Origin of the sequence: Lysinibacillus fusiformis (genome assembly GCF_003049525.1) — a bacterium.
GTDB classification, from domain to species: Bacteria; Bacillota; Bacilli; order Bacillales_A; family Planococcaceae; genus Lysinibacillus; species Lysinibacillus fusiformis.
In genome coordinates this window covers 452,214-474,673 of sequence record NZ_PYWL01000002.1, presented here as the reverse complement: position 1 = coordinate 474,673, position 22,460 = coordinate 452,214, and the positions used below count along the sequence as shown (strand labels likewise).

The 22,460-nt window shown below is 37.7% G+C and carries 22 protein-coding genes and 1 riboswitch; of the genes, 9 read left to right on the top strand and 13 right to left on the bottom strand.

Going from position 1 to position 22,460, the window contains the following annotated elements:
• Positions 1–9: 9 nt before the first annotated feature.
• Both C9J29_RS07185 and C9J29_RS07180 read right to left on the bottom strand, forming a co-directional pair.
• Entirely contained in the window at positions 10–936 is a 927-nt protein-coding gene (locus tag C9J29_RS07185) for an iron-hydroxamate ABC transporter substrate-binding protein (RefSeq protein ID WP_107921852.1), read from the bottom strand.
• A gap of 16 nt (positions 937–952) precedes the next feature.
• A complete protein-coding gene (locus tag C9J29_RS07180; protein ID WP_036125139.1) occupies positions 953–1,741 on the bottom strand; it encodes an ABC transporter ATP-binding protein in 789 nt (262 codons plus the stop codon).
• Positions 1,742–1,888: 147 nt separating this feature from the next.
• Here C9J29_RS07180 and C9J29_RS07175 point away from each other — a divergent pair, with 147 nt between their 5' ends.
• The gene (locus tag C9J29_RS07175) at positions 1,889–2,938 is read left to right on the top strand and encodes an NAD(P)/FAD-dependent oxidoreductase (RefSeq protein ID WP_090001867.1); all 1,050 of its coding nucleotides are present in this window, start codon (positions 1,889–1,891) and stop codon (positions 2,936–2,938) included.
• Between the two features lie 51 nt (positions 2,939–2,989).
• On the opposite strand, the gene C9J29_RS07170 is transcribed toward C9J29_RS07175, so the two are convergent.
• The gene (locus tag C9J29_RS07170; RefSeq protein WP_036225075.1) at positions 2,990–3,235 is read right to left on the bottom strand and encodes a hypothetical protein; all 246 of its coding nucleotides are present in this window, start codon (positions 3,233–3,235) and stop codon (positions 2,990–2,992) included.
• 182 nt (positions 3,236–3,417) lie between these two features.
• Between C9J29_RS07170 and C9J29_RS07165 the strand changes: the two genes are divergently transcribed.
• The 4 genes from C9J29_RS07165 (at position 3,418) to C9J29_RS07150 (ending at position 7,124) form a co-directional block, all read left to right on the top strand.
• Positions 3,418–4,125: a class I SAM-dependent methyltransferase gene (locus C9J29_RS07165; protein ID WP_237068768.1), complete on the top strand. Its 708-nt coding sequence runs from the start codon at positions 3,418–3,420 to the stop codon at positions 4,123–4,125.
• Between the two features lie 141 nt (positions 4,126–4,266).
• On the top strand, positions 4,267–5,415 hold the full coding sequence (locus C9J29_RS07160; protein WP_107921851.1) for a DUF418 domain-containing protein: 1,149 nt from the start codon (positions 4,267–4,269) through the stop codon (positions 5,413–5,415).
• A gap of 78 nt (positions 5,416–5,493) precedes the next feature.
• A complete protein-coding gene (locus C9J29_RS07155; protein ID WP_107921850.1) occupies positions 5,494–6,522 on the top strand; it encodes a sensor histidine kinase in 1,029 nt (342 codons plus the stop codon).
• Positions 6,519–7,124, top strand: coding sequence for a response regulator transcription factor (locus tag C9J29_RS07150; RefSeq protein ID WP_008175733.1), 606 nt, complete (start codon positions 6,519–6,521; stop codon positions 7,122–7,124). The genes C9J29_RS07155 and C9J29_RS07150 overlap by 4 nt, the downstream gene beginning before the upstream one ends.
• A gap of 58 nt (positions 7,125–7,182) precedes the next feature.
• On the opposite strand, the gene C9J29_RS07145 is transcribed toward C9J29_RS07150, so the two are convergent.
• From C9J29_RS07145 to C9J29_RS24235, 8 genes are all read right to left on the bottom strand, one after another.
• Positions 7,183–8,268: a hypothetical protein gene (locus tag C9J29_RS07145; RefSeq protein ID WP_107921849.1), complete on the bottom strand. Its 1,086-nt coding sequence runs from the start codon at positions 8,266–8,268 to the stop codon at positions 7,183–7,185.
• Between the two features lie 276 nt (positions 8,269–8,544).
• Positions 8,545–9,255 carry an ankyrin repeat domain-containing protein gene (locus tag C9J29_RS07140; RefSeq protein ID WP_107921848.1) on the bottom strand — a complete coding sequence of 237 codons (711 nt, stop codon included), beginning with the start codon at positions 9,253–9,255 and terminating at the stop codon, positions 8,545–8,547.
• A 141-nt stretch (positions 9,256–9,396) separates the two neighbouring features.
• Entirely contained in the window at positions 9,397–10,083 is a 687-nt protein-coding gene (locus tag C9J29_RS07135; RefSeq protein WP_036125131.1) for a response regulator transcription factor, read from the bottom strand.
• A complete protein-coding gene (locus C9J29_RS07130; RefSeq protein ID WP_089984921.1) occupies positions 10,061–11,539 on the bottom strand; it encodes a sensor histidine kinase in 1,479 nt (492 codons plus the stop codon). Before C9J29_RS07130 ends, C9J29_RS07135 begins: the two co-directional genes overlap by 23 nt.
• Positions 11,540–11,723: 184 nt before the next feature.
• The gene (locus C9J29_RS07125) at positions 11,724–13,085 is read right to left on the bottom strand and encodes a PepSY-associated TM helix domain-containing protein (RefSeq protein WP_089984923.1); all 1,362 of its coding nucleotides are present in this window, start codon (positions 13,083–13,085) and stop codon (positions 11,724–11,726) included.
• Between the two features lie 391 nt (positions 13,086–13,476).
• A complete protein-coding gene (locus tag C9J29_RS07120) occupies positions 13,477–14,496 on the bottom strand; it encodes a 2,3-butanediol dehydrogenase (protein WP_089984927.1) in 1,020 nt (339 codons plus the stop codon).
• Positions 14,497–14,513: 17 nt separating this feature from the next.
• Positions 14,514–15,122 (bottom strand): TetR/AcrR family transcriptional regulator, encoded by a 609-nt coding sequence (locus C9J29_RS07115; RefSeq protein WP_043990041.1) that lies wholly within the window; start codon positions 15,120–15,122, stop codon positions 14,514–14,516.
• A gap of 124 nt (positions 15,123–15,246) precedes the next feature.
• On the bottom strand, positions 15,247–15,414 hold the full coding sequence (locus tag C9J29_RS24235) for a hypothetical protein (RefSeq protein ID WP_008175715.1): 168 nt from the start codon (positions 15,412–15,414) through the stop codon (positions 15,247–15,249).
• 216 nt (positions 15,415–15,630) lie between these two features.
• Positions 15,631–15,819, bottom strand: a riboswitch (cobalamin riboswitch).
• A 185-nt stretch (positions 15,820–16,004) separates the two neighbouring features.
• Here C9J29_RS24235 and C9J29_RS07110 point away from each other — a divergent pair.
• The 4 genes from C9J29_RS07110 (at position 16,005) to C9J29_RS07095 (ending at position 19,348) form a co-directional block, all read left to right on the top strand.
• The gene (locus C9J29_RS07110; RefSeq protein ID WP_164908689.1) at positions 16,005–16,718 is read left to right on the top strand and encodes an MBL fold metallo-hydrolase; all 714 of its coding nucleotides are present in this window, start codon (positions 16,005–16,007) and stop codon (positions 16,716–16,718) included.
• 11 nt (positions 16,719–16,729) lie between these two features.
• A complete protein-coding gene (locus C9J29_RS07105; protein WP_008175711.1) occupies positions 16,730–17,314 on the top strand; it encodes a TetR/AcrR family transcriptional regulator in 585 nt (194 codons plus the stop codon).
• Positions 17,315–17,393: 79 nt separating this feature from the next.
• The gene (locus C9J29_RS07100; protein ID WP_043989996.1) at positions 17,394–17,759 is read left to right on the top strand and encodes a VOC family protein; all 366 of its coding nucleotides are present in this window, start codon (positions 17,394–17,396) and stop codon (positions 17,757–17,759) included.
• Between the two features lie 242 nt (positions 17,760–18,001).
• Positions 18,002–19,348: a C40 family peptidase gene (locus C9J29_RS07095; RefSeq protein ID WP_089984929.1), complete on the top strand. Its 1,347-nt coding sequence runs from the start codon at positions 18,002–18,004 to the stop codon at positions 19,346–19,348.
• A gap of 49 nt (positions 19,349–19,397) precedes the next feature.
• Here the strand turns inward: C9J29_RS07095 and C9J29_RS07090 are convergent, their stop codons facing one another.
• The gene (locus C9J29_RS07090) at positions 19,398–20,786 is read right to left on the bottom strand and encodes a UDP-N-acetylmuramoyl-tripeptide--D-alanyl-D-alanine ligase (protein ID WP_107921847.1); all 1,389 of its coding nucleotides are present in this window, start codon (positions 20,784–20,786) and stop codon (positions 19,398–19,400) included.
• A gap of 146 nt (positions 20,787–20,932) precedes the next feature.
• Positions 20,933–22,327, bottom strand: coding sequence for a Mur ligase family protein (locus C9J29_RS07085; RefSeq protein WP_089984933.1), 1,395 nt, complete (start codon positions 22,325–22,327; stop codon positions 20,933–20,935).
• Between the last annotated feature and the right edge of the window lie 133 nt (positions 22,328–22,460).

The window sequence follows — 22,460 nt, the reverse complement described above, 5'->3', positions numbered from 1 at the left end:
CTCTACTAATTATTGTAAAAATTTTTCTTCAAAGAACTTTAGTTGATGTTCTAAAGTGATCGGGTCATTGAAATAAAAGGCATTTGCATTCACTTCAAATAAATGACCATTTTTCACTGCTTCTAAATCTTTAAACCATGCTGCATCTGTAAATGAGTTATCTTGGTCTTGGAACATACTGAAAATCACATAATCCCCTGCATAATCCCCTAAAACTTCTTGAGAAATTGCATAGTAGCCAGGCTCTAAAGCTGTTTCTTTAACTTTTTCAGGCATTTTCAAGCCCATTTCTTGATATAAAATCTCTGTTCCACGACCCCAGTTATCGCCATAAATATAAAATTGTTTATTAAAGTTTTCCGCCACTGTTACAGTTGCATCTTCACCGATTTTTTCTTTAATTTTTTCACCTGATTCTGCTGCACGTGCTTTAAAATCTTCTACCCATGCTGTTGCTTCTTTTTCTTTATTGACAACTTTACCGATTTCAATAAATTGTTGTAAATAATCTACTTTCCCATACGTAAATAATACAGTTGGTGCAATTTCTGATAATTTATCAGCATTTTCAATACCATTTAAACCAATGATTAAGTCTGGCTCTAGCTCAAGAATTTTTTCAACATCTGTATTTTCTACAACTACTGCATCTTTAATAGCATCTTCAAAGTTTGGATTTTTTGCTGCCCATGCATCTACACCGACAACATCAACATCAAGCTGTAATAAATCCCCTACAAAAGAAGATAATACGACTACACGTTTAGGGTTTGCCGGTACTTCAATAGGACCTGCTTCTGATTGATAAGTAATTGTCTCAGCTGAAGTTGCTTCTTTCGAGCCTTCATCAGCCTTTTCTGTTTTCTCTTCTTTATTGCCGCACGCCGCAAGTACGAGTACAAGCATCATAAACATTGGTAATAACCACTTCTTCATTGTCTTTCATTCTCCTTTAAACGGTTTGTAATAAGTTATATGTAATGCACATTGGTTTGTTCGTTCGTGGATCTTGACCAATTACAGCATCAATATTAAACACTTTTTTTAATACTTCTGGAACCATGACTTCTTCAGCTGTTCCAAATTTCACAAGCTCTCCTTGTGACAGTGCCACAATATAATCAGAAAAACGTGCAGCTTGATTTAAATCATGGAGGACCATAACAATCGTGCGCCCTTGTTCTTCATTGAGCTTATAAAGTAACTCTAGAACCTCTAATTGATGTGCCATGTCTAAATAGGTTGTCGGCTCATCTAAAAATATAATGTCGGTTTCTTGAGCTAAAGACATTGCAATCCACACTCGTTGACGCTGTCCACCTGATAAAGCATCTACAGATTGTAAGCGGAAGTCTTCTGTTTTTGTCACCTGTAAAGCCCAGTCAATGACCTCTTTATCTTTCTGTGATAAATTGCCAAAGCCCTTTTGATAGGGAAATCGACCGTAGGATACAAGCTCTTCCACTGTTAAACCATGTGCACTTTCTGGGCTTTGCGGTAAAATAGCCAGTTCTTTCGCCAATTCTTTCGTGTTCATCTTGGAAATATTTTGACCATCCAGAATGACCTGTCCACTCTCGTGCTTTAAAATACGTGTAATGGCCTTTAATAAGGTAGACTTTCCGCAACCATTTGATCCAATGATCGTTGTGATTTTGCCATCTGGAATTTGCAGCGATAAGTCATGCACAATCGTTTTATTCTCATAACCAACACGAATCGATTCTACTTCTAAACGCAATTCGGACCCTCTCTTTCTTTTTACTTCATTCCATGCTATTATAGGCACTGTTAAAAATGATAATCATTATCACTAAAATTAGTCTAATTTTATGATAAGATTTTGTCAATTACTTTTTTACTATTAATTAAGGATGTGGCAATAAAAATGCAACATGTGTATGATGTGACAATTATTGGCGGAGGCCCTGCTGGCTTGTATAGCGCCTTTTATAGTGGTTTACGAGGATTAAAAACAAAATTAATAGAGAGCCAATCTCAACTTGGTGGAAAAGTATTACTTTATCCTGAAAAGCTTATTTGGGATATAGGAGGTCACCCCCCTATTTTAGGCGAGAAATTTGTTAAACAATTGATCCAGCAAGCTAAAACATTTGACCCTACGATCCTAACAAACACAAAAGTAGATTTTATTGAACAACAAGAAAATCTATTTATTGTACATACAGCAACTGGTGAAAGGCATTATTCAAAAACAGTTCTACTAGCGGTTGGTGGAGGGATTATTAATCCTCAGAAACTAACGCTGGAAGGTGCTGAGAAATATGAAATGTCCAATTTACACTATACCGTTCAATCCTACAAACGTTTTGTAAATAGGGATATCCTTATCTCTGGTGGCGGCAATGCGGCCATTGATTGGGCTGTCGAACTGAGCCCTATCGCTAAAAGTGTGACAGTGGTTTACCGTAAAGAAACATTATCAGCGCATGAGGCAACCGTAAAAGAAGCTATTGATGCTGGCGTCCTTATTGAATGTAATACGACGATTACAAAGCTTTTAGCAAATGACGATAAAACGGCTATTCAATTAGTGAGATGTGAAAACTCAAAAACAAAGGAAAGCTACACTCGTCAAATTGATGAGGTCATCATTAGTCATGGCTATAATTGTGAAGCGTCCCTCACGTTTGATGAAGCGATTTCGATTCCTAAAAAGGATGATTATTATTTTGAAGGCAAAGCAACAGGTGAAACCGTACAGCCTGGTATTTTTGCGGCAGGAGATATTTTATCATTTGAAGGAAAAATTAATTTGCTACTTGGGACATTCCAAGATGCAGCCAATGCGGTCAACTCTATTAAAACTTATTTAGAGCCAACTGCTTATCGCCATGGAATGGTGTCCTCTCATAATGAACTATTTAAAGAGAAAAACCGCTCCATTATCGAAAAGGAACTTGTCCCATCCCATTAATCATAATAGAAACCCTCTTAAAGAAAGCATTCTTAAGAGGGTTTCTTTCTTTTATCTGAATAAACTTAATAGTGCCCCCATCTGTCTTAACATATTTACGCCATTCGTAATCGTTCCAGCATGACCCATAATTGTATTTAGATGATCTGGCAACCTCCCTCCTATTCTAGGACCTTGAAATTGCTGATTGGGTGGATAGTTAGGTTGCATCGCTCTACCTCGAAATGGAGGACCAAAAGTTCCCATATTGTTTGAAGGATAGACTCCTCTTCTATAATTCGGCTGAAAATGTGGCATTTATACACCTCCTATCTAAAAGCTCTTCCCTAGTATATGTGCGTCTTTTATGAAGGAATTAGACGTATGAAGAAGTATCAAAAATTATCTATTTTTGTCCTATAAAAAATAGGGATTTCTAGCTTTTTACCATATGTAAGGGAACCATACTAGTTTTCTTTTCATACTATATAAAAAAGAAGGTGGTTTTCATTCAAAATTCTAATTATCTCCAATTTTTAGCGAAATTTGGTGTGGGTGGTGCCCATCCTGGGGGCATTAATCTATCAAAGGAAATCATGAAGAATGAGCGTATTCTACCAGCCTCACATATTTTAGATGTTGGCTGTGGAACAGGACAAACAGCTGCCTATTTGGCTTCCCATTATGCAGCCCACGTAACGGGTATCGATATCAATCCCATCATGATAGAAAAGGCGCGTCACCGCATGAAAAAAGCACATGTATCAGTCAATATTATTCAAGGCTCGATTGAGGAAACATCATTACCCAATGAAGCATTTGACTTTGTCCTTGCTGAATCAGTTCTTGCCTTTGTAAATAAACAACGTGCATTGCAAGAGATTTTCCGTTTATTGAAAAAAGGTGGACGCTTAATTGCCATTGAATTTACCGTCCCTATGCTCCTTTCCACACAGCAGGCAGACGACATCCAACAATTTTACGGATTTGATAAGCTCCTCACGAAAAAGGATTGGGTTGCTTTATTCCAAGAGACAGGGTTTCAAGATATTCGCATACAAAAAAACAAGGATATCTTATCCAAGCCAGAATTCCACATTTCTAAGGATATCGAATCCACCTTGTATGATGTCATGGATCAGCATATGAGGATGAACGAAAAATACGATACTATTTTAGATTATCGCATCTATATATGTACAAAATAATCTTTTAGCCAGCATACAAAGCGTTGCTGGTTTTTTGTTATGACACCTGTCATATAGTTTCTTTGACTCGTGTGAATAGGTTTTCCCTTCCTGTTTTTCTTATCATGAATATAAGAAAAACAAAGAAAGAGTGATAGAACAATGCAAACACAACAAAGGCTTCCCTTTATCGATATGCTAAGAGGCTTCGCTGTCTTAGGAACGCTCGGAACAAATATTTGGATTTTTGCTTATCTCGGTGATTTATCGTATATCACAACGAGTAATTATACTGGTTGGTGGTCTTTCAATGATTTTTCACGAATGTTAGTGCTATTTTTCGTCAATGGAAAGCTCCTAGGATTATTAACGATTATGTTTGGAGTAGGTTTACAGCTAAAATACCAGCAAGCACTTCGTAAAGGAAATGCTTGGCCAGGCATGTATCTATGGACGATTGTCTTTTTAGGGTTGGAGGGACTGCTTCATTACACACTTGTCATGGAATATGATATTTTAATGAGCTACGCCGTTACGGCTTTTATCGTGGCTATTGTAATTAGATTAGGCGACAAAGTGATGACATGGGCTTTCTATCTTTTTGGTAGCTTTCATGTCCTCCTCATTCTCTTTATTTTTGTCATTTCCTTGCTTGCTGGTAGCGTTTCCCTAAATGGTATGGAAACTGTTTCAGCCATCTATGAAAATGGTACATGGCTGGAGCAAGTACAGCATCGCCTAACAAACTTTTTATTTTATCGGACAGAAGCTATTTTTATTATCCCTATGAATGTTTTTTTATTTATTCTTGGCGTCAAGTTCATGCGCAATGAGGTTTTTTCACCAACGAATAAAGGTCATCAAGCTCGGCAAAAGCTGTTTACAATCGGTGTATTCATTGGAATTCCATTAAATTTGCTAATTTTTATTCCAGGGGGGCTTTTTGATTTACCTGTTCGTTATTTATGTGCTCCGATTCTATCGATTGGCTATATTGGAATTTTAGGTAAACTGGTAGAATATAAGAGGCTAGATTGGCTTTGGCAACGATTTGCCAATGTCGGCAAAATGTCATTAAGCTGTTATGTGCTGCAAAATGTGCTGGCGTCTATTATTTTTTACGGCTGGGGACTTGGCTTAGGTGGTCATGTAAATAGCATTCTTATCATAAGTATTTGGATTGCCCTTTCTTGCCTACAGCTAGTCCTAGCAACATTTTGGCAGCAGCAGTTCCATATTGGCCCGATGGAATGGGTACGTAAAAAAACGATTCACGCGCTGACAAAGAATAAGCAACAGAGGATGGTGTAAGCCATAAAAATATATCCCAGAGAACAAGTTAAACATTATTTAATTATCGATGTTGTATCTATAATTGTATTAGTAGCCATGGTGTTATGGTCTCAATCCGCTCTCCCTTTCATAGCTAAATTAGCTATTTTATTCTTGTACCTAGGTGCCTTCTATATGGCTTTATGGAATCGAGATTGGAAGCTACTACTTGCCTCAATTGTAGGCTTCCTTCTTATTACCATCCTTGCTATTTACGAGGACATCTTCATGCTTATTTTCGGATTTACCTTTGCCGATTTATTAGGAAGAGCGAAATCAAAATGGCATATTGCTAGTGGAATTTTAGGGATGGCTGTCATGTTTTTAATCGTTTTCTTGGCGACCACAAATTCCCTAGCACTTGTTGATTCACAGGTACTAGTACCCATGATGATCATTCAATTGGTATTCCCTATCCTCATTTATTTTGTAGAAAAATCGAAAAATCTACAAAACGAATTGACAGATGTTAATACCCAGCTTGTTCAGCAGGAGGAAAGACAGCGCATTGCTAGAGATCTTCATGACACCATTGGTCACACCCTGACGATGATTAAAGTGAAAACAGAATTGACTACTAAACTTATCGACCGGGATCCTTCCAGTGTCAAACAAGAATTAAACGACATATTAGCTACAACGCGTACAGCCCTAAAGCAAGTACGTGAGCTTGTTTCGGATATGAATTTCGTGTCTCTACAAACGGAGCTGCACCACTGCCAGCAGCTATTACAAAGTGCCAATATTAAGACCACCATTCACAATCACTGTCCAAAAATTGTTCTTTCAAGTGTTGAGGAAACAATGCTAGCTTTATGTGTACGTGAGGCTACTACTAATATGCTAAAGCATAGTCATGCTCAGAACTGCCATATGCAAATCCACTGTCGAACTAGACAATATACCATTGCTATTCAAGATGATGGGATTGGTTTGGAACAAAAGGGACTGGGCAATGGCATGAACTCGATGAAAGAAAGAATGCGTGTTCTGCAAGGGGATGCCCTGTTTGAAGACAATACAAAGACAGGCACAAAGGTGATATTGAGCATACCCATTCAAGATGGAAAGGAGCCCCCGTCATGATACGAGTTTTACTAGCAGAGGACCAACAAATGTTACGTGGTGCCTTAACATCCCTTTTGTCATTCGAACCCGATATTGAAGTAATCGCTGAAGTTTCTGATGGTCAAAAAGCATGGGACTACATTCAGCAGGAATTACCCGATGTTTGCCTTGTAGATATTGAAATGCCCCATCTCTCAGGGTTAGAACTTGCAGAAAAAATTAAAGTGGCCAATTTGCCCTGCAAAGTGATGATTGTCACAACGTTTGCACGCCCAGGCTATTTACAAAAAGCAATGGATTGTGAAGTACACGGCTACTTACTGAAAGATGAACCGATTGATTATTTAATCGCTACGATTCGCAAGATTATGCAGGGTGAAAAGGTGGTCAGTAAAGATTTAGCCGCTACTTTATTTATGAAGGAGCAAAATCCTTTAAATGAGCGAGAAATTGCCGTGCTACAACTAGTGAAGGAAGGCTTAACCACTCACGAAATCAGTAAACAATTATTTTTAACTAAAGGTACCATTCGTAATTATTTATCAACGACTATACAGAAACTACAAGTAGAATCAAGACAGCAAGCTGCTCAAATAGCGAGTGATAAAGGCTGGCTATAAATCAAAAAATCTCGCCACCACTGTGACGAGATTTTTTTATAGGAGAACGTATGACTGTTTATTTACCTTGTAGAACTACATTTGTCGCAGTAGCCCAATTATTTAATGGCATTACTGTATAGCTTACACCAGCTTTTAATGTGCCACCATTCGCAATATCAAAGATCCCTACTGCCCCTTTACGTGATGAATATCGATATTGAGCTTGTAATGTGCTGCCATCATTACCACGAAGTTCGACACTTCGGCCAGCTAATAAATCCGATTGGGGATCATTTGTTAATTGTAATTCAAATGATTGACTATCGATAGCATTAGCTGATTGCAATGTAAATGGTGCCTTTTTATTGGCAACAAAGCTCTTTTCATCAATTTCTGCCCATTGAGAATACACTCGGTATGTGACACCTTGTTTTAAAGTTTGACCTGCTGGTAATCTAAATTGAGGTGCTTGTTTACCATCAGCTGCTTGTGTGAAAGGCACATAATTAGCAACAAACTCCTCCCCTTCACTTGTTTTCACTGTCACATAGCGATCGCGTAAAGAAGAAATAACATCAAATCGCTTCCCACTTGCATCACGATTTTGACGATTTATGCTAAATGCAAGATCTCCACGTCCTCCACGGTAAGCCTCAATGATATTGGCATAATCCACCACACCATCCTCTTGGAATGACTCCAATGTAAAAGTATCATCAGTTACTTGCGTCACATTTCGTACAAGTACTTTTTCATCTGTCCCTTCAAAGACTCTATTACGTTGTTCTTTATAGCTCAATCTGTAGATGAAATCATCTTCCTGGAACGTAACAGGTACAATATATGTACTCGTAGAATCGGTCATTAATCGTGGAACATTGACAATCTCTAAATTTCCATTAAAATTAAAATCTTTTTTAATTGCCTCTAAATTGTTTGGATCAATATCGGCTGCTGCTAAAGGTTGGGTAAATGTAACTTGTAATGTCATTGTGTTGATTGGCTTAACTTTAGTAATTCTCGCCACCTGCTCATTGTTCGCAGCTGCTACTACTTTCTGACCTGCTGCATCTGCATTTAACGGCTCACTAAATGTAACTAGACCTGCTGATAATACCGATAAAGCTAGTACTGCTGGGACAATACGTTTTCTCAATTTCATCTTACAAACTCCCCTTTTGGTTTAATTTGGTTTACAATATTTATCATAAAGTCCATATCTAAACTGCCAATAAATAAAATATTAAAAAAGAATTAAAAAATAGAGAAATATATTTAAGATTAGAGTTGACGATAGAAAAGAGCCATCGAGAGTGAACTTCTCGACGGCTCTTATTCAGGACGACTATTAGATGAATGACTTTAGGGAGAAATGAGAAATATAGTGCTTTATGCAGAAAAGTGCTTGGAACGAAGAGCGACGACTCCTGTACCGGCTTTATTTGGCTCCTGCGGCAATAAGGATTTCTTCAATCTCCTTAAACCCTTTCTGTTTCGCGTGCTGTAAGGGTGACACATTATTTTTATCTGGAATATTGACGTCAGCACCATAATCAACCAACAGTTGAATGGCCGTTTGCTGTGTCGGATTGCCGTTATTTAATACAATCGCTTCCATTAATGCCGTCCATCCCAAATGATTGACATGATTCACATCGATATTAGTGGTAGTTAATAATTCCTCAATGACATCAATATAGCCGTGCTCAGCTGCAGGAATTAATGCCGTTCCCCCATAGCGATTTACAATTGTAGGATCGGCACCTGCTTGAATCGTTAGCTTTAATATATCCAAATAGCCTTCCGCACCAGCATATAAGAAAGGCGTGTTTTTCATATCATCCTGGATGTTTACATCGGCACCTGCATCGATTAGTAATTTCGCTACTTCCACATCCTGATTATAAGTAGCAATCATTAATGCTGTTCGATTATTTGAGTCCTGCGCATTAATATCTACTTTTTCATTGATAACCCTTTTAAGCGATTCTATATTTCTATTTTCTACCGCTTGAAACAATTGACTAGCCAAATCTGTTGCCACCTCCTCATTTCCATCTTTATTAAGCTTTATGGCCTCCGTATCATTTGGGGCACATCCCTGCAGTAAAAATGATAAAGCGATCGTGACCGCTTGCATTTTTTTCATTTACCATGCACCTTCCTCACTAGGTAATTTCGTTGTTATATTCTTAGTTTACAAGTCATTGCTAAATTGCCTATTAACCATTTCTTAAAAAAGTCTAAAATTTCAATAAAAAAACCTCGTCAAGACGACGAGGCGTTGATCTTATACATTTAGGCGGTAACCTGCACCCCATACGGTTTCCAAAAACTTGGGCTGTGCAGGATCACGTTCAATTTTTTCACGAAGCTTTCGTATATGCACAGTAACGGTGGAAACATCTGCAGCGGATTCATAGCCCCAGTTTCGCTCATATAATTGTTCTTTACTTAATACTTGATTTGGATGTTTGACAAAAAATACAAGCAAATCGAATTCCTTAGTTGTAAAGGCCACTTCTTCACCATTCACAAATACCTTACGAGCGGATGTATCGATCGTAATACCATGGATAGACAACATATTATTCGTTGGCTGGTTAGACGCTAAACGCTCATATCTTGATAAATGCGCCTTGACCCTTGCCACAAGCTCACTTGGACTAAAGGGCTTGGTAATATAATCATCTGCTCCTAAACCAAGCCCTCGGATTTTATCTATATCCTCTTTTTTTGCCGACACAAATAAGATGGGAATATTGTTCACTGCTCGAATTTGTTTACAAATTTCAAAGCCATTCATTCCTGGAAGCATAATATCTAAAATAATTAAATCATAATCTCCATGAAGTGCCTGCTTCAGCCCCTCATCGCCATTATGTTGTATATCTACCATAAAATCATTAATTTCTAAATAATCACGTTGGAGCTCTGCTATGCTCACTTCATCTTCAATTAATAGTATTTTTTTCATGATCTTTCCTCATTTCCTCATCCTTTTTCAATGAAATGAAAATGCTCGTTCCCTTTGTCAATTCGCTCTTTGCCCAAATATCGCCGCCCATTTCAAGGACGATTTGTTTTGCAATCGCTAACCCAAGACCGCTACCACCTGTTTGCGAATTTCGAGAAGGCTCCGCACGATAAAACCGGTCAAATATATGTGGTAATGCTGTAGGATCAATACCCGCACCATTATCCGTAACTTGAATGATGGCATCATCTACTCGTTCATGCAGGGAAATAATAATTTGCTTATAGGGTTTATCCATATATTTTTCACTATTGCTCAATAAATTAGATAAGACACGTCTTAACTTATCCCTGTCTGCCATAGCAAAAAGCGGTGAGCCTGCTGATATATATTGTAAATGAATATCTCTGGCAATAAAGTCAAAACTAGCATCCTCCACATAATCATGCATATATTGTTGAAGATTCACACTGTCCATTTGGAACGGAACCTTTTTCAAATCCAATTTGGAAAATAAGAATAATTCATCAATTAATACGTCCATATCCTTAGCTTTCGTATAGATCGTCGTTAAATATTTATCCATTTTCTCTTCGGTATTCGCTACACCATCTTTAATACCTTCTACATAGCCAATAATAGAGGTCATCGGTGTTTTTAAATCATGGGAGATATTCGATAAAAGTTCTTTCCGATTCTCTTCATATTGAAGCTGAATTTGTACAGACTCCTTGAGCTTGACTCTCATTTCCTCAAACGATCGATTGAGCTGACCTATTTCATCATTAGAACGAGATGATATTTCAAAATCTAAATCACCCGATTTAATTCGTTGAGCCCCTTCTTTTAAGGCTGTGATAGGGTTAATGATACTTCTAGACACTAAATAATTTAATAAACCAATAATCATTAGAAATAATACAAATAAAATACCTAATAAAATAGGTAATAATTCTCGCGTTATTTCCGCATGTGAACTTACCTCTCTTAAAACAAAGATACTCCCCTCCGTTTTGTCAGGGAAATAAAAATCAAACTTCACATACGTATAAAACGCTTGATTGATCATGATTGTGTCACGTGAATTAATATTGGTCGCCTCAAAACCTGGTAAACTTTGCAGTAATAATTGTTGATGCTCTTGCTGTGTGGCATAAACAATTTGATGGTCTTTCCGCACTACAATCTCAATGGAAGGAGCATTGATCGTTTGTAGCTGTTCAATATCTAAAAGCTGCTGGGGATTATTTTTAGCCAATAATTTCAAATCTAAAAAAGCATTTTCCTCTACTGTTGTTAAAGGCTTTTGGACATATGACTTTTTATAAAAATGCTCAATTGCTTTAACATCACCTGTGATCGCAAAGGCAAAAAGAAAAACAGCTGCAAGTAAAAGCGTGATTGCAATAATAATAACGCCTACATAAGATAGCAAAAACCTCGTTTTAATCGACATCTAAATTCCCCCAATTAGCTGAAACTAATAGCAATGTACCATACAAATCTTAAAACTTTATAAAATCGCGCTGAAAAATCTATAAATAATTTTTAGCATCAACATAGTATTCGGCTTACACCATATGAAATAATCAACACAAAAAAAGATACGACACCTTTTGGTTGTGCCGTATCCATTATCGTTATTTAGTTTCTTCTGCTCTTAGTTTCTTTTTAGTTTGCCATCCTAAAATGAAATATTCAATCAACACCACTGCGATCAATGAGGCACCGAATAATGGCATGATAATCCCTAAAATAATAAGGAAGATGACGAAAGGAAGTGAGATTTTATGTGAAATTTGTGGTGGAGCAGACAGCTCACCTTTTTTCCTACGTAAAATCCAAGTGCGAATTCCCCATACAATTACTGCTAAAAAGGCTAAACATACGAGTAAGTTTAACAGCTTATTTGGCCAGCCAAACAAATGTCCTTCATGTAAAGGAATGCCCCATGTAAAGAACTTCGCCAGCATACCATAATCCTTGTAGTTAACCTGATCAATAAACTTGCCGCTATATTGATCAAAATACATCGTTGCTTCGTCTGTAGGCTTGACATCAAGTCCTGTTACACCTGAATTACTAGCCTTTGCCACTGTATAAACGCCTTCTTCGTTTGACGGATAAATAATCGAATACGGTTTGGCGATATTCATGGCCGTGATTTCTTTTTCAAGATTAGCAATCGTCATTTGGTTGTCGTTTGTATAACGGACAGACCCACCACCGTGATGCTGTGCATGTTCTCCCTCAGATGTTGGAGCCTCTAATTGACGAGTTGCCCACGGAATCTCAGACACATCTGATGTTGGTGGCTTTTGCTGTAATAATGGGTAGCCGAAAGTTGGACTTTCTGACGCTATATTGGCCAGTATTGAACCTTGAAAAGCCGACCATAAAAGCCCTGTAGAAATAAACATCACCATTGGAATAGTAATGATGGTCCCAACAAGCGCATGGTATCTCTTACTTTTTTGTCGTTTATTTTCCGACTTGCGCTTTTTCAATAAATCGCCTTTAAATGTCATATAAAGTCCGGATAGCAATAAAAAGATCGTCCAGCATGCCGCAAGTTCTACTAAATAATTGACAAATGTACCACCAATAAATAGAGAGCTATGGGTATTTCTCATAATATTAGAAAATGTATAATTGGCATCCTGACTACCAACCATTTGATTTTGATCATCTAAAAATACATATTTCTGTTCATTGCCATTTGATAAAGTTAAACGTGTATTATAAGGCTCTTCCAACATAATCACTTTTGTCGTGGAGTATCCTGCAAATGCTGCCTCTGCTTTTTCCACTGCTTCATCAATAGTTAAGACCTCTTCTTTATGGCTATCGCCAAAAAAATAATCATCATATAAACGATTTTCTACATCTGTAAAAAACAAATAACCGATCCCACTTAATGTGAGAGATAGCAGTAATGGCGTAATACACAGAGCTGCGAAAAAATGCAAACGCCAAAACCTTGAATAAAGCAGATTTTTCATTTTTAATCTCCAATCTATTTGATCAAATACACCTCACCGTAATTGCCGCTGTTGTTAGGCTGCGACCAGATTTTGAAGAGGAGCTTGGCCGGAAAGTTCATCTTCAAAATCTGTGATATCCGCTTGAGGCATTATCTTGATTCAGTAGGCGTTTGAACACTCAATTAGCATGCATCCCCCTATGAAGGAGGAACCTTCTGTATTACAAACATTTGCTGAATGAAGATAAATATCAAATTTATTATATAAAGTAAAAGTGAAATATGAATGAAGTCCTAAAGGCAGTTTTATGACAAACAAATGTATTCCTAGTGGTATTATGCTATTTATCAATAAAAAAATCATAGCCAAACAAGTAATGATACAAATTTGGCTACGAATTAGGGTAAATTTATAAACTCATATTCACAAGGATTTTACATTGGCTACGATCTTTCATTAGTGCTTCAAATCCTTTTTCAACGATATCCTCTAAAGCAATTTGGCTTGTAATCACTGCCTGCCCATCGATTACCTCACGTGCTAGTAATCGAATGACCTCTGGGAAAATATTCACGTAAGCGAATGAACCGCTAATTTTCACTTCAGGTGAAACTACCGCATTCGGATTGAATTCAACTGGTTTTTCCCAAACACTGACGATTTTAAATTCACCACCCGGATGAACAGCACTTACGCCGCTTGAGAAAGTTGCTTGTACACCTGCTGCGTCATATGCAACATCCACACCGCCATTTGTTTTTTCACGAATAAAGGCAACAGCATCTGTGTCGATTGGATTAACGACATAGGTTGCGCCTAGCTCCAATGCTTTTTGGCGTCGTTCATCAGAAACCTCTACTACAAAGATTTCACTTGCTCCTGCTGCTTTCACAGCTTGCAAAATTAATAAGCCAATGGGACCTGCACCAAAAATAGCGGCTGTATCTCCTAGCTTTAATTGACTTTGACGAACAGCATGAACAGCTACGGCTGTAGGTTCAACAAGTGCGCCTAGCTCTAAGCTCATACCTTCAGGGAGATGATAAATATTTTCCTCACGAACAACAGCATATTCTGCAAAACCACCTGAAATCGTATAGCCATATGACTGGCCGCTTTTACATAAGTTTGAATAGCCACGTTTACAGTTCGCACATTTTCCACATGGGATAGGTGGTTCCACTGCCACACGATCTCCCACTTTGGTGTGAGTGACACCCTCTGCCACCTCCACCACTACTCCCGAAAATTCATGTCCTAATATTGGCTGTGTACGGAAGGCATAAGCACCTCCTACATACTCATGTAAATCACTGCCACATATCCCTGCAAATGCGATTTTTACTTTCACCATTCCATTTTTTAGTACAGGTAGTTCGGCTTCCTCTACGCGAATATCTTTCATGCCATAAAATTTTGCTGCTTTCATTGCGATTACCTTCTTTTTTAATAGTTTGTTTGTAGACCATTTAACACGAAATCGACTGCAAGATCTGCAATTTGTTCAGGTGTTAATGGCAATGCGGATCGATTTAAAAATGGATTATTGAGTGAGTACATTAATGTCCCCATGATGAAGTTAAGAGCAATATCAATGGAATCAAAATGAATTGATCGTTGCTCTAAACAAGCTTGTAAAATTGTCCGAAGCTGCTCCCAGGAAGGTAGAAATACGTCCTTCAGCATCTCTAATCGTGGACTATTCATCACAATTTCTTGCTGTAAAATATCAATTAATTCATGCTCATGTATGCGATAAAGGACAAAGTTTCTGCAAAAGCTACGAAGTGCTTCTAGTGAATTATTGACATCATAATGCGCATTCATAAAAGTATGGCGGAGTGGCTCGAATAGTGCATTAAAAACATTTTCTTTGCCACCGAAATGATAGGAAACAAGGGCGAGTGATACATTTGCTTCATCACAAATTTGTCTCACCGTCGTTCCATCGTATCCTCTTGAAGAAAACAATAATTTTGCCGCCTGTAAAATTTGATCTTTTACCTCTTTATTTTTTTCTTTTAGTATTAAATCTTTTTTATCGACAGGTCTCACCTCTTTTTTTGAACAAATGTTCAAAACGATTGTTCAGTAGAATCTTACGCCTCCTACAAAATGTTGTCAACAAATGCGCAATAAAAAAGGCTACCCCATAAAGAAGTAGCCCTTCAAACTTTCACTATCCAATTAATTCCTTCATCACATTTGCATACGCTGCTAAAATAGATTGCTCATGTGCCGTATCATGCCCAACATATTGTTCAACAAGCTCCTTCAAAGGCTTTGGCTCTTGCATAATTTCAAATTTAAATAAACTTTCATAGTACTCAACAACTTGTGGATTCATGTGGACCACTCCTTTAATAATTTACATAAAAAAGACATCTTTCCCTCATTAGAAAGATGTCTTTTATGACAAATACACGACATAATACGATGTTTGCCATATGGAAAAAAGCTTTCTATTATTCATAGAAGCTACCTTGTTAGCAATCATCATACTATGAGCATGCAGGAGAATTTCTCTAGTCACACTCAACACCCCCTATCCGCGTAGGTTTTTTGGCTGTACTGGATAAAGGCAGGTCTCCTGGCTTATGTTCATCACACCTTTCACCTTCCCATTACAAGGCGTAACAGTGGTCTCTTGAAATGTGCTCCCATTTACAGTTGCGGGACAGCGTCGGATTTTCACCGATCTTCCCTTTTAAACAAACCCAATTCGGTTTGTACCTCTATCCTATTATTCCGTTTTTATTATTATACCATAAGGTTTGTTCGATCTTAATAGATTCAAAAAAACTATAGTTTATTCACCCATTCAGCTATTTCCACCATATTTTTAGCATTGCACACCCTATTTAAAGTGAATATTGCAAAAACTAATTAAATTAGTTAAAATAAAAATAAGATTAGCTTATAGGAGGTATTATAAGAATGAAGGTTTCGACTATTAACACCGTATATCAATTGTCATTTATGCCGAGAATATTTCCTGTTAATTGTTATTTTGTAGAAGAGCAACATGAGCTAACACTGATTGATGCCGCATTACCATATAGTGCAAAAAGTATTATAGATGTAGCTAAAACTATAGGAAAACCAATAACGAAGATCATTATTACCCATGCACATAATGATCATCTAGGAGCGTTAGATACATTAAAAGAAGAAATACCTGATTGTCAGGTGTACATCTCTTCAAGGGATGCCCTCTTATTGGAGGGGAATAAAACTTTGCTTCCTAATGAAAAGGCTGTACCGATTAAGGGAGGGCTTCCTAAAAACATTAAAACGAAACCAGACCTATTACTGGAAGAAGGTGCACGGGTTGGTTCATTAGAAGTGATTGCAACCCCAGGTCACACTCCTGGTTCTATTACTCTTTTCGACACACGCAATAGAAGTTTAATTGCTGGAGACGCCCTTATAACAAGAGGAAAGCTTGTCGTATCAGGTATGATGAATCCATTATTTCCGTTTCCTGCCCTTGCTACATGGGATAAAAGCACAGCACTTGAAAGCGCAAAAAAATTAAGTAAATTAAATCCAAGCCTACTAGCTGTCGGACATGGAAAGATGTTAATGCAGCCACAGAAGCTTTTGGAAATAGCTATTGCAGAAGCAGAAAGAAGTTTACTAAGACAATAGGAGATGAGGAAATGTCTCGTCGTATGAAATTAGATTTATCTATTATTGTACAAAAGGCAATAGAATTAGTTGATGAACACGGATTAGACCAACTGTCAATTGGGCTATTAGCAGAGAAATTGGAAGTGCGACCGCCTTCCCTATATAACCATCTTGATGGATTACCTGAATTGAAGCAAAAGTTAGCCATTCAAGGCGTCAAGAGCCTGCAAGCATCTATGCTTCAAGCAGCAGCGGGACGCTCAGGCGATGATGCCATCCGTGCAATTAGTAAAGCTTATATTCAATTTGTTCGAGAGCACCCTGGCTTATATGATGCTAGCACTCGCTTTCCAGATGCTAATGATCTAGATTTGCAGCAGGCTCAAGAATCTATCGTACAGCTTGTACTTCGTGTATTAGAAACCTATCATTTGCAAGATGAAATGGCGATTCATATGGTCAGAGGACTACGCAGTATTCTTCATGGATTCACCTCTATTGAACAATTAGGGGGATTCGGGATGCCTCTTGATAGAAATAAAAGCTTTTCCATCTTACTAAACACTTTTATAGAAGGTATTCATGCAGTTATGCTCAATCAGCCTGAAACGTAGATGTTGACACACCACCCTAATTTGTAAATATTTAGTGATTAATCTATAATTAGCTATAAATATAATGGGAGGTAAAACTATGATTATTGCTTTACATCATGTGCAAATTACTATTCCAAAAGGTTCAGAGGAGCAAGGGAAAGATTTTTATTGCGGTGTCTTAGGTCTAAAAGAAATAGAAAAACCCCATTCTCTTAAAGGTAGAGGCGGGTTTTGGTTACAGCTTGGTCACCAAGAGGTACATGTAGGAACAGAGGATGGCTTTGATCGATTGTCGACAAAGGCTCATATTGCGTATCAAGTTGAAGATATTGATTATTGGAAGACGAAACTAGCCAAACATCAAATCGAAATAGTAGAATCTGTACCTATCCCAAGTTATGAGCGTTTTGAATTCCGAGATCCATTTGGTAATCGACTAGAAATCATACAGGCAATTGCCTAAACTGTCCTATTTGAGGGCAGTTTTTTTAAATGAAACCCGCACATATTACAGTTTACTGAAACATTTGTAATATAACTGTAAATTCCTTCGATAAAGCCATTTATAGCAGGCGTTGAGGCACTCCCCACTTCTCCCTGGCAACATTTACCGTCAAGAAGCCCTATATTTTCATGCTACGATTATTTCCAGGCAAGACGATACAGGAGAAATCCTACTAGAAGCTTCAGGAGGTAATATACAACATGAATAAACGATTTTTATCTACAACACTTGCATTAACAATTGGATTTAGCTCATTCGGATTAGTCCAAACAGCGATGCAGCCAATTCAAGTAGAGGCAGCTACAACAAATGCACAAAACAACGCTCAGGCAGTTGCCGCTAAAGCCGATCAATTGATTCAAACTGGTAAAAGCTTAATGGGTCAATCGACATATAGCAATACGGTTTACAAGCCTACATATCCTTATAAATTTTCTTGTGCTTCATTTTTAATGTATATCTTCGAGAAAAATGGTGTAGATCTTGGGACGTATAATGAAAACTATATGATACAACAAGGCACATATGTAGCGCGAAACCAATTACAAAAAGGTGATTTACTATTCTTTAAGAGTAAAAAAACAGGCACGGATCCCGATCATGTAGGTATGTATATTGGTAACAATAAAATGATCCACATGGCTGATTCCAAGCAAAATATCGTAATCTCAGATTTAAATAGTAAACCATATTATACTGAAAACTATGTATCCGCACGACGCGTTTTACCTACCCTACTATCTGCCAACCCAGCAACAAAAGGCGATAAAATTGTAGAGAATGCGCTAACGTATAAAAATAAAGCAACGATTAGTTCTTCAACGAATGAATCGAGCCTACGCTTTACAGCTCCAGCATTTGTCGATTTCGTCTATCGTAAAAGCGGTGTGACACTAGGCGCAAAAACGTTAACTGATTTAATGAACCAAGGATCAACAGTAGCACGTGCAAACTTGAAAAAGGGTGATTTAGTATTCTTTAATAGTGTGGCAGGCTCAAAAAATCCTTCAATTGTTGGGATTTATGCTGGTGATCACCGTATTATCATCCCTAATTCCGATGGTGTAATGACGAGAGTTTTATTAGTTGATTACTATAAAGAACACTATATTACAGCTAAGCGGGTTTTCTCTGACACCCCCTCGGTAAGTGCACCTTCAGCGAATACGTCTGCCGATAAGATTATTGCTACAGCTTCAGGTTTAACTAGCAAAGCAAAATTTGGCTATACGTATAATGAGAGTGCACTAACTTTCACAAGTGCGGGATTTACGTACTATGTATTTAACAAGAACGGCATTGATTTAAAGGATAAACTAGCGAGCAAACAGGCTTTAGTTGGTACAAAAGTACTCAAGTCTCAGCTTCAAAAAGGTGATTTATTGTTCTTCTCAACGAATGATGGAGGAGCAAATATTACACAAACAGGTATCTATTTAGGAAATAATCAATATATTAGTATGACTACAAACAATGTTGTCAAACAAAATTTAAGTTCCACTTGGGCGCAAAAGAATTATGTTACAGCTCGACGTGTGATAAAATAACAAAGCTTTAAATGGTAGGGTGTCTCAATATTGGAGACACCCTTTTTAGTTAGGATAGATTTTTAAGATTGTTGGCAAATTCAATCATGGATCTACTCGACATCGGTCCTTTTATGAGAACAATCGTGTCCGCGTCAAGCTTTGGTTTCAATATTTCTAATACACCTGTTACATCTTTAAACGTATGAACCTCTGCTTTAGTTCCATCTTTTTTTGCTTGGTCAGCAATTGCCTCTGCCCTTTTGCCGATCGTAATTAATGTATCTATCTGTCTTTCAGCTACTTTGGAGCCAATTTCCCGATGATATTTTTCTTCAAAATTTCCTAATCGCTTTATATCCCCTAGCACAAGAATAACTTTTTTCTCTTTTCCTACTGTATCTAACACTTTCAAGGCTGCTTCGACAGAAGTCGGATTATTGGTCCACGTATCATCAATAATCGTACTGTCACCTATCCCTTTCGTAAATTCTAAATGTCTCGCCATCTGTTTAAAGGTTCTTAACCCTGCAATGGCTTGACGTATGGAAAGTCCCATTTCGCTACAGGCAGCAATGGCGGCTAACGCATTATATACTTGATGCTCACCGTAACCAGGTACAAACACATTATACTTAGTGTCTGCTACTTCTAGCACGAATTTCATGCCTGTATGAGCAAATTCTATAGCGGAAGCTTTGTAATCAGCCGAATCCTGTAAGCCAAATCTAATAATTTTCCCTTTAAATTTTTGTAATGATATTTTTTCGATATTGGTATCATCTGCATTAATTAGTAGTGTACCATCTGCTCGAATTCCCTCGACTATCTCTGCTTTTGCTTTAATATAACCTTCAAGATTGAGACAGCCATCTAAATGGTGAACACCAATATTTGTAATAATGCCGATAGTTGGTTGATAGATCATGCATTGATGTTTTATATTACCTGTATTCCCTAAGCCTAGTTCAAAAATGGCTGCCTGTGTTTTATCATCAACACCCGTCAAATAGGGCAATGATTGCCTTGGCTCATTTTTACTACTAACAGATGCTTGCACTTGCCAATGTTTACTAGCGATATGTTTTAGCATCTCTTTTGTTGTCGTTTTACCACAGGTTCCTGTCAATGCCACTACCGGAATTTGAAAAAGGCCTCGATAATATTCAATAAATGTCCAGTATGCCTGTGCAACGCTTTTGACGTGTAAAACCGTTGTATTATCTAACGCATTTTTCAACTCAGTAGCCGGTTTATCAGAAATGACAAGGGAGGGCCCCTTTCTATCAATCTCTTGCCAATTGATTTTATCACTTCGACTAACAAACATAAGTGTGTGATTGTGAATTAAATCATGTCGATTATAGTAGATTGCATGCTTCACAGACCATTGATCTGATCCATGGATAATTTTCCCCTGTAGGACGCTTCTAATTTTTTGCACACTAATGGATTGCAAGTATACTACGCCTCCTTTCTTTATCAATCTTGTACAGACCTATTAATTCTCTTGATCAAGAATGCTACATTTCTGATCAATTACTATACGTTATTAGATTGGCATTCTATATGACACAGTTAATATCCTATAAATGAAGAAGTGAGCTAAATTGTGGGAGGTGGCGGTTTAAATTTAAGCTCAGCTGCTAATTTGGAAACCTGTTCACTATACATATCACCCTTTATAAGGACTATCGTATTTTCATCTACAATCTTCTGCAACAATGGATAAACAAGCGTGCTATTTTTATAGGTATAAACAGGAGCGTTAAACCCTAAATTCACAGCATGATCAGCCATGATTCGCGCGTGCTCTCCAATAGTAATGAGCACATCCACACCAATACGGTGAATTAATTCACCCGCCTGCTCATGAATAATATAGCCCCATGAACCCAAATCGGTAATCGTGCCAATAACAGCAATTTTTTTCTTGCCTTCTCCGAGATCATTCAACACTTTTAAGCCTGCCTCTAAGGAAGTTGTAGTAATACTCCATGTATCATCTAAAAGCATGGAATGATTAATGCCCTCAAAGAGCTGTAATTGCTTTTTCAATTGACGGAAAGATTGGAGTTGATTGGCTGCCACCGGAATGGGTACCCCTATTTCATAAGCCGCTGCAATGGCAGCAAGGGCGTTGTACACTTGATGTTGGCCAAACCCTGGTACAAATATGTCATAGATTTTTCTATTATGGTGCAGCTTAAAGTTCATACCCTTTTGATAATATTGGATATGGCTTGCACGAAAATGACAAGAATCATGGATGCCTACCTTCAATACGCGCCCATTAAACTTAGAGATATCTAGTTTTTTAGTATTCATATCCTCACCGTTTATGATGAGGGTCCCTTTTGGCTGAATGATGTCTAGCATTTCTCCCTTCGCCTGAATATAGCCTTCAAGCGTCTTACAATAATTCAAATGATGGGCACCAATATTAGTAATAATCCCAATAGTCGGCTTAAAATATTTTCCTGCATTCGTGACATCCCCCGGTGAGCCAACAGCTGTTTCAAATACAGCTGCCTCAGTGTCATCTTCAATATTCAGTAAATATTGCAATGATGCCGTTCTTGAGTTACTACTTAATGTCGTTGCTGTCACTTGTCGATCAGCAGAAAGAATATGTTTAATCATCTCTTTCGTTGTTGTTTTGCCTGAAGTACCCGTAATCGCAACAATCGGGATATGAAACTGATTGCGATAAAAATGAACAAATCTCCAATATGCCTCATCTACATTCGCAACCTGTATGATGATGATTTGGGTTGGAATGTCATTTGGCCGATATGCTCTGTCGGTCACTATTACAAGAGGAGAAAGTGGCTCAAGACTTTTCCAATTAACAATACGTTTACTTGTAAAAAGGGCTGTATTGGGCTTTTTCACTTGTTTTAATCGATAAGCACCATGCTGTATTAGCATTTCCTCAGACCCTTGCACTAAATAACCCGCCGTAATCATTGCTAAATTTTTCACCGAAAGAGGCTTCATATCTTTTCTCCCTCCTTTCTTTTCTAGTATATGTAACCTCTTAAAAGTTGCTTGGATGTAGACAAGATACACAACTAGAAGAAAACTATTTCGTTGCATATATATAAAGGTGATTAAGTATCTAAGTACCAAT

Coding starts and splice junctions, on each gene's coding strand:
- C9J29_RS07185 (WP_107921852.1), bottom strand. CDS start 936: ATGAAGAAGTGGTTATTACCAATGTTTATGATGCTTGTACTCGTACTT.
- C9J29_RS07175 (WP_090001867.1), top strand. CDS start 1,889: ATGCAACATGTGTATGATGTGACAATTATTGGCGGAGGCCCTGCTGGC.
- C9J29_RS07170 (WP_036225075.1), bottom strand. CDS start 3,235: ATGCCACATTTTCAGCCGAATTATAGAAGAGGAGTCTATCCTTCAAAC.
- C9J29_RS07160 (WP_107921851.1), top strand. CDS start 4,267: ATGCAAACACAACAAAGGCTTCCCTTTATCGATATGCTAAGAGGCTTC.
- C9J29_RS07155 (WP_107921850.1), top strand. CDS start 5,494: ATGGTGTTATGGTCTCAATCCGCTCTCCCTTTCATAGCTAAATTAGCT.
- C9J29_RS07150 (WP_008175733.1), top strand. CDS start 6,519: ATGATACGAGTTTTACTAGCAGAGGACCAACAAATGTTACGTGGTGCC.
- C9J29_RS07145 (WP_107921849.1), bottom strand. CDS start 8,268: ATGAAATTGAGAAAACGTATTGTCCCAGCAGTACTAGCTTTATCGGTA.
- C9J29_RS07140 (WP_107921848.1), bottom strand. CDS start 9,255: ATGAAAAAAATGCAAGCGGTCACGATCGCTTTATCATTTTTACTGCAG.
- C9J29_RS07135 (WP_036125131.1), bottom strand. CDS start 10,083: ATGAAAAAAATACTATTAATTGAAGATGAAGTGAGCATAGCAGAGCTC.
- C9J29_RS07130 (WP_089984921.1), bottom strand. CDS start 11,539: ATGTCGATTAAAACGAGGTTTTTGCTATCTTATGTAGGCGTTATTATT.
- C9J29_RS07125 (WP_089984923.1), bottom strand. CDS start 13,085: ATGAAAAATCTGCTTTATTCAAGGTTTTGGCGTTTGCATTTTTTCGCA.
- C9J29_RS07120 (WP_089984927.1), bottom strand. CDS start 14,496: ATGAAAGCAGCAAAATTTTATGGCATGAAAGATATTCGCGTAGAGGAA.
- C9J29_RS24235 (WP_008175715.1), bottom strand. CDS start 15,414: ATGAATCCACAAGTTGTTGAGTACTATGAAAGTTTATTTAAATTTGAA.
- C9J29_RS07110 (WP_164908689.1), top strand. CDS start 16,005: ATGAAGGTTTCGACTATTAACACCGTATATCAATTGTCATTTATGCCG.
- C9J29_RS07105 (WP_008175711.1), top strand. CDS start 16,730: ATGTCTCGTCGTATGAAATTAGATTTATCTATTATTGTACAAAAGGCA.
- C9J29_RS07100 (WP_043989996.1), top strand. CDS start 17,394: ATGATTATTGCTTTACATCATGTGCAAATTACTATTCCAAAAGGTTCA.
- C9J29_RS07095 (WP_089984929.1), top strand. CDS start 18,002: ATGAATAAACGATTTTTATCTACAACACTTGCATTAACAATTGGATTT.
- C9J29_RS07085 (WP_089984933.1), bottom strand. CDS start 22,327: ATGAAGCCTCTTTCGGTGAAAAATTTAGCAATGATTACGGCGGGTTAT.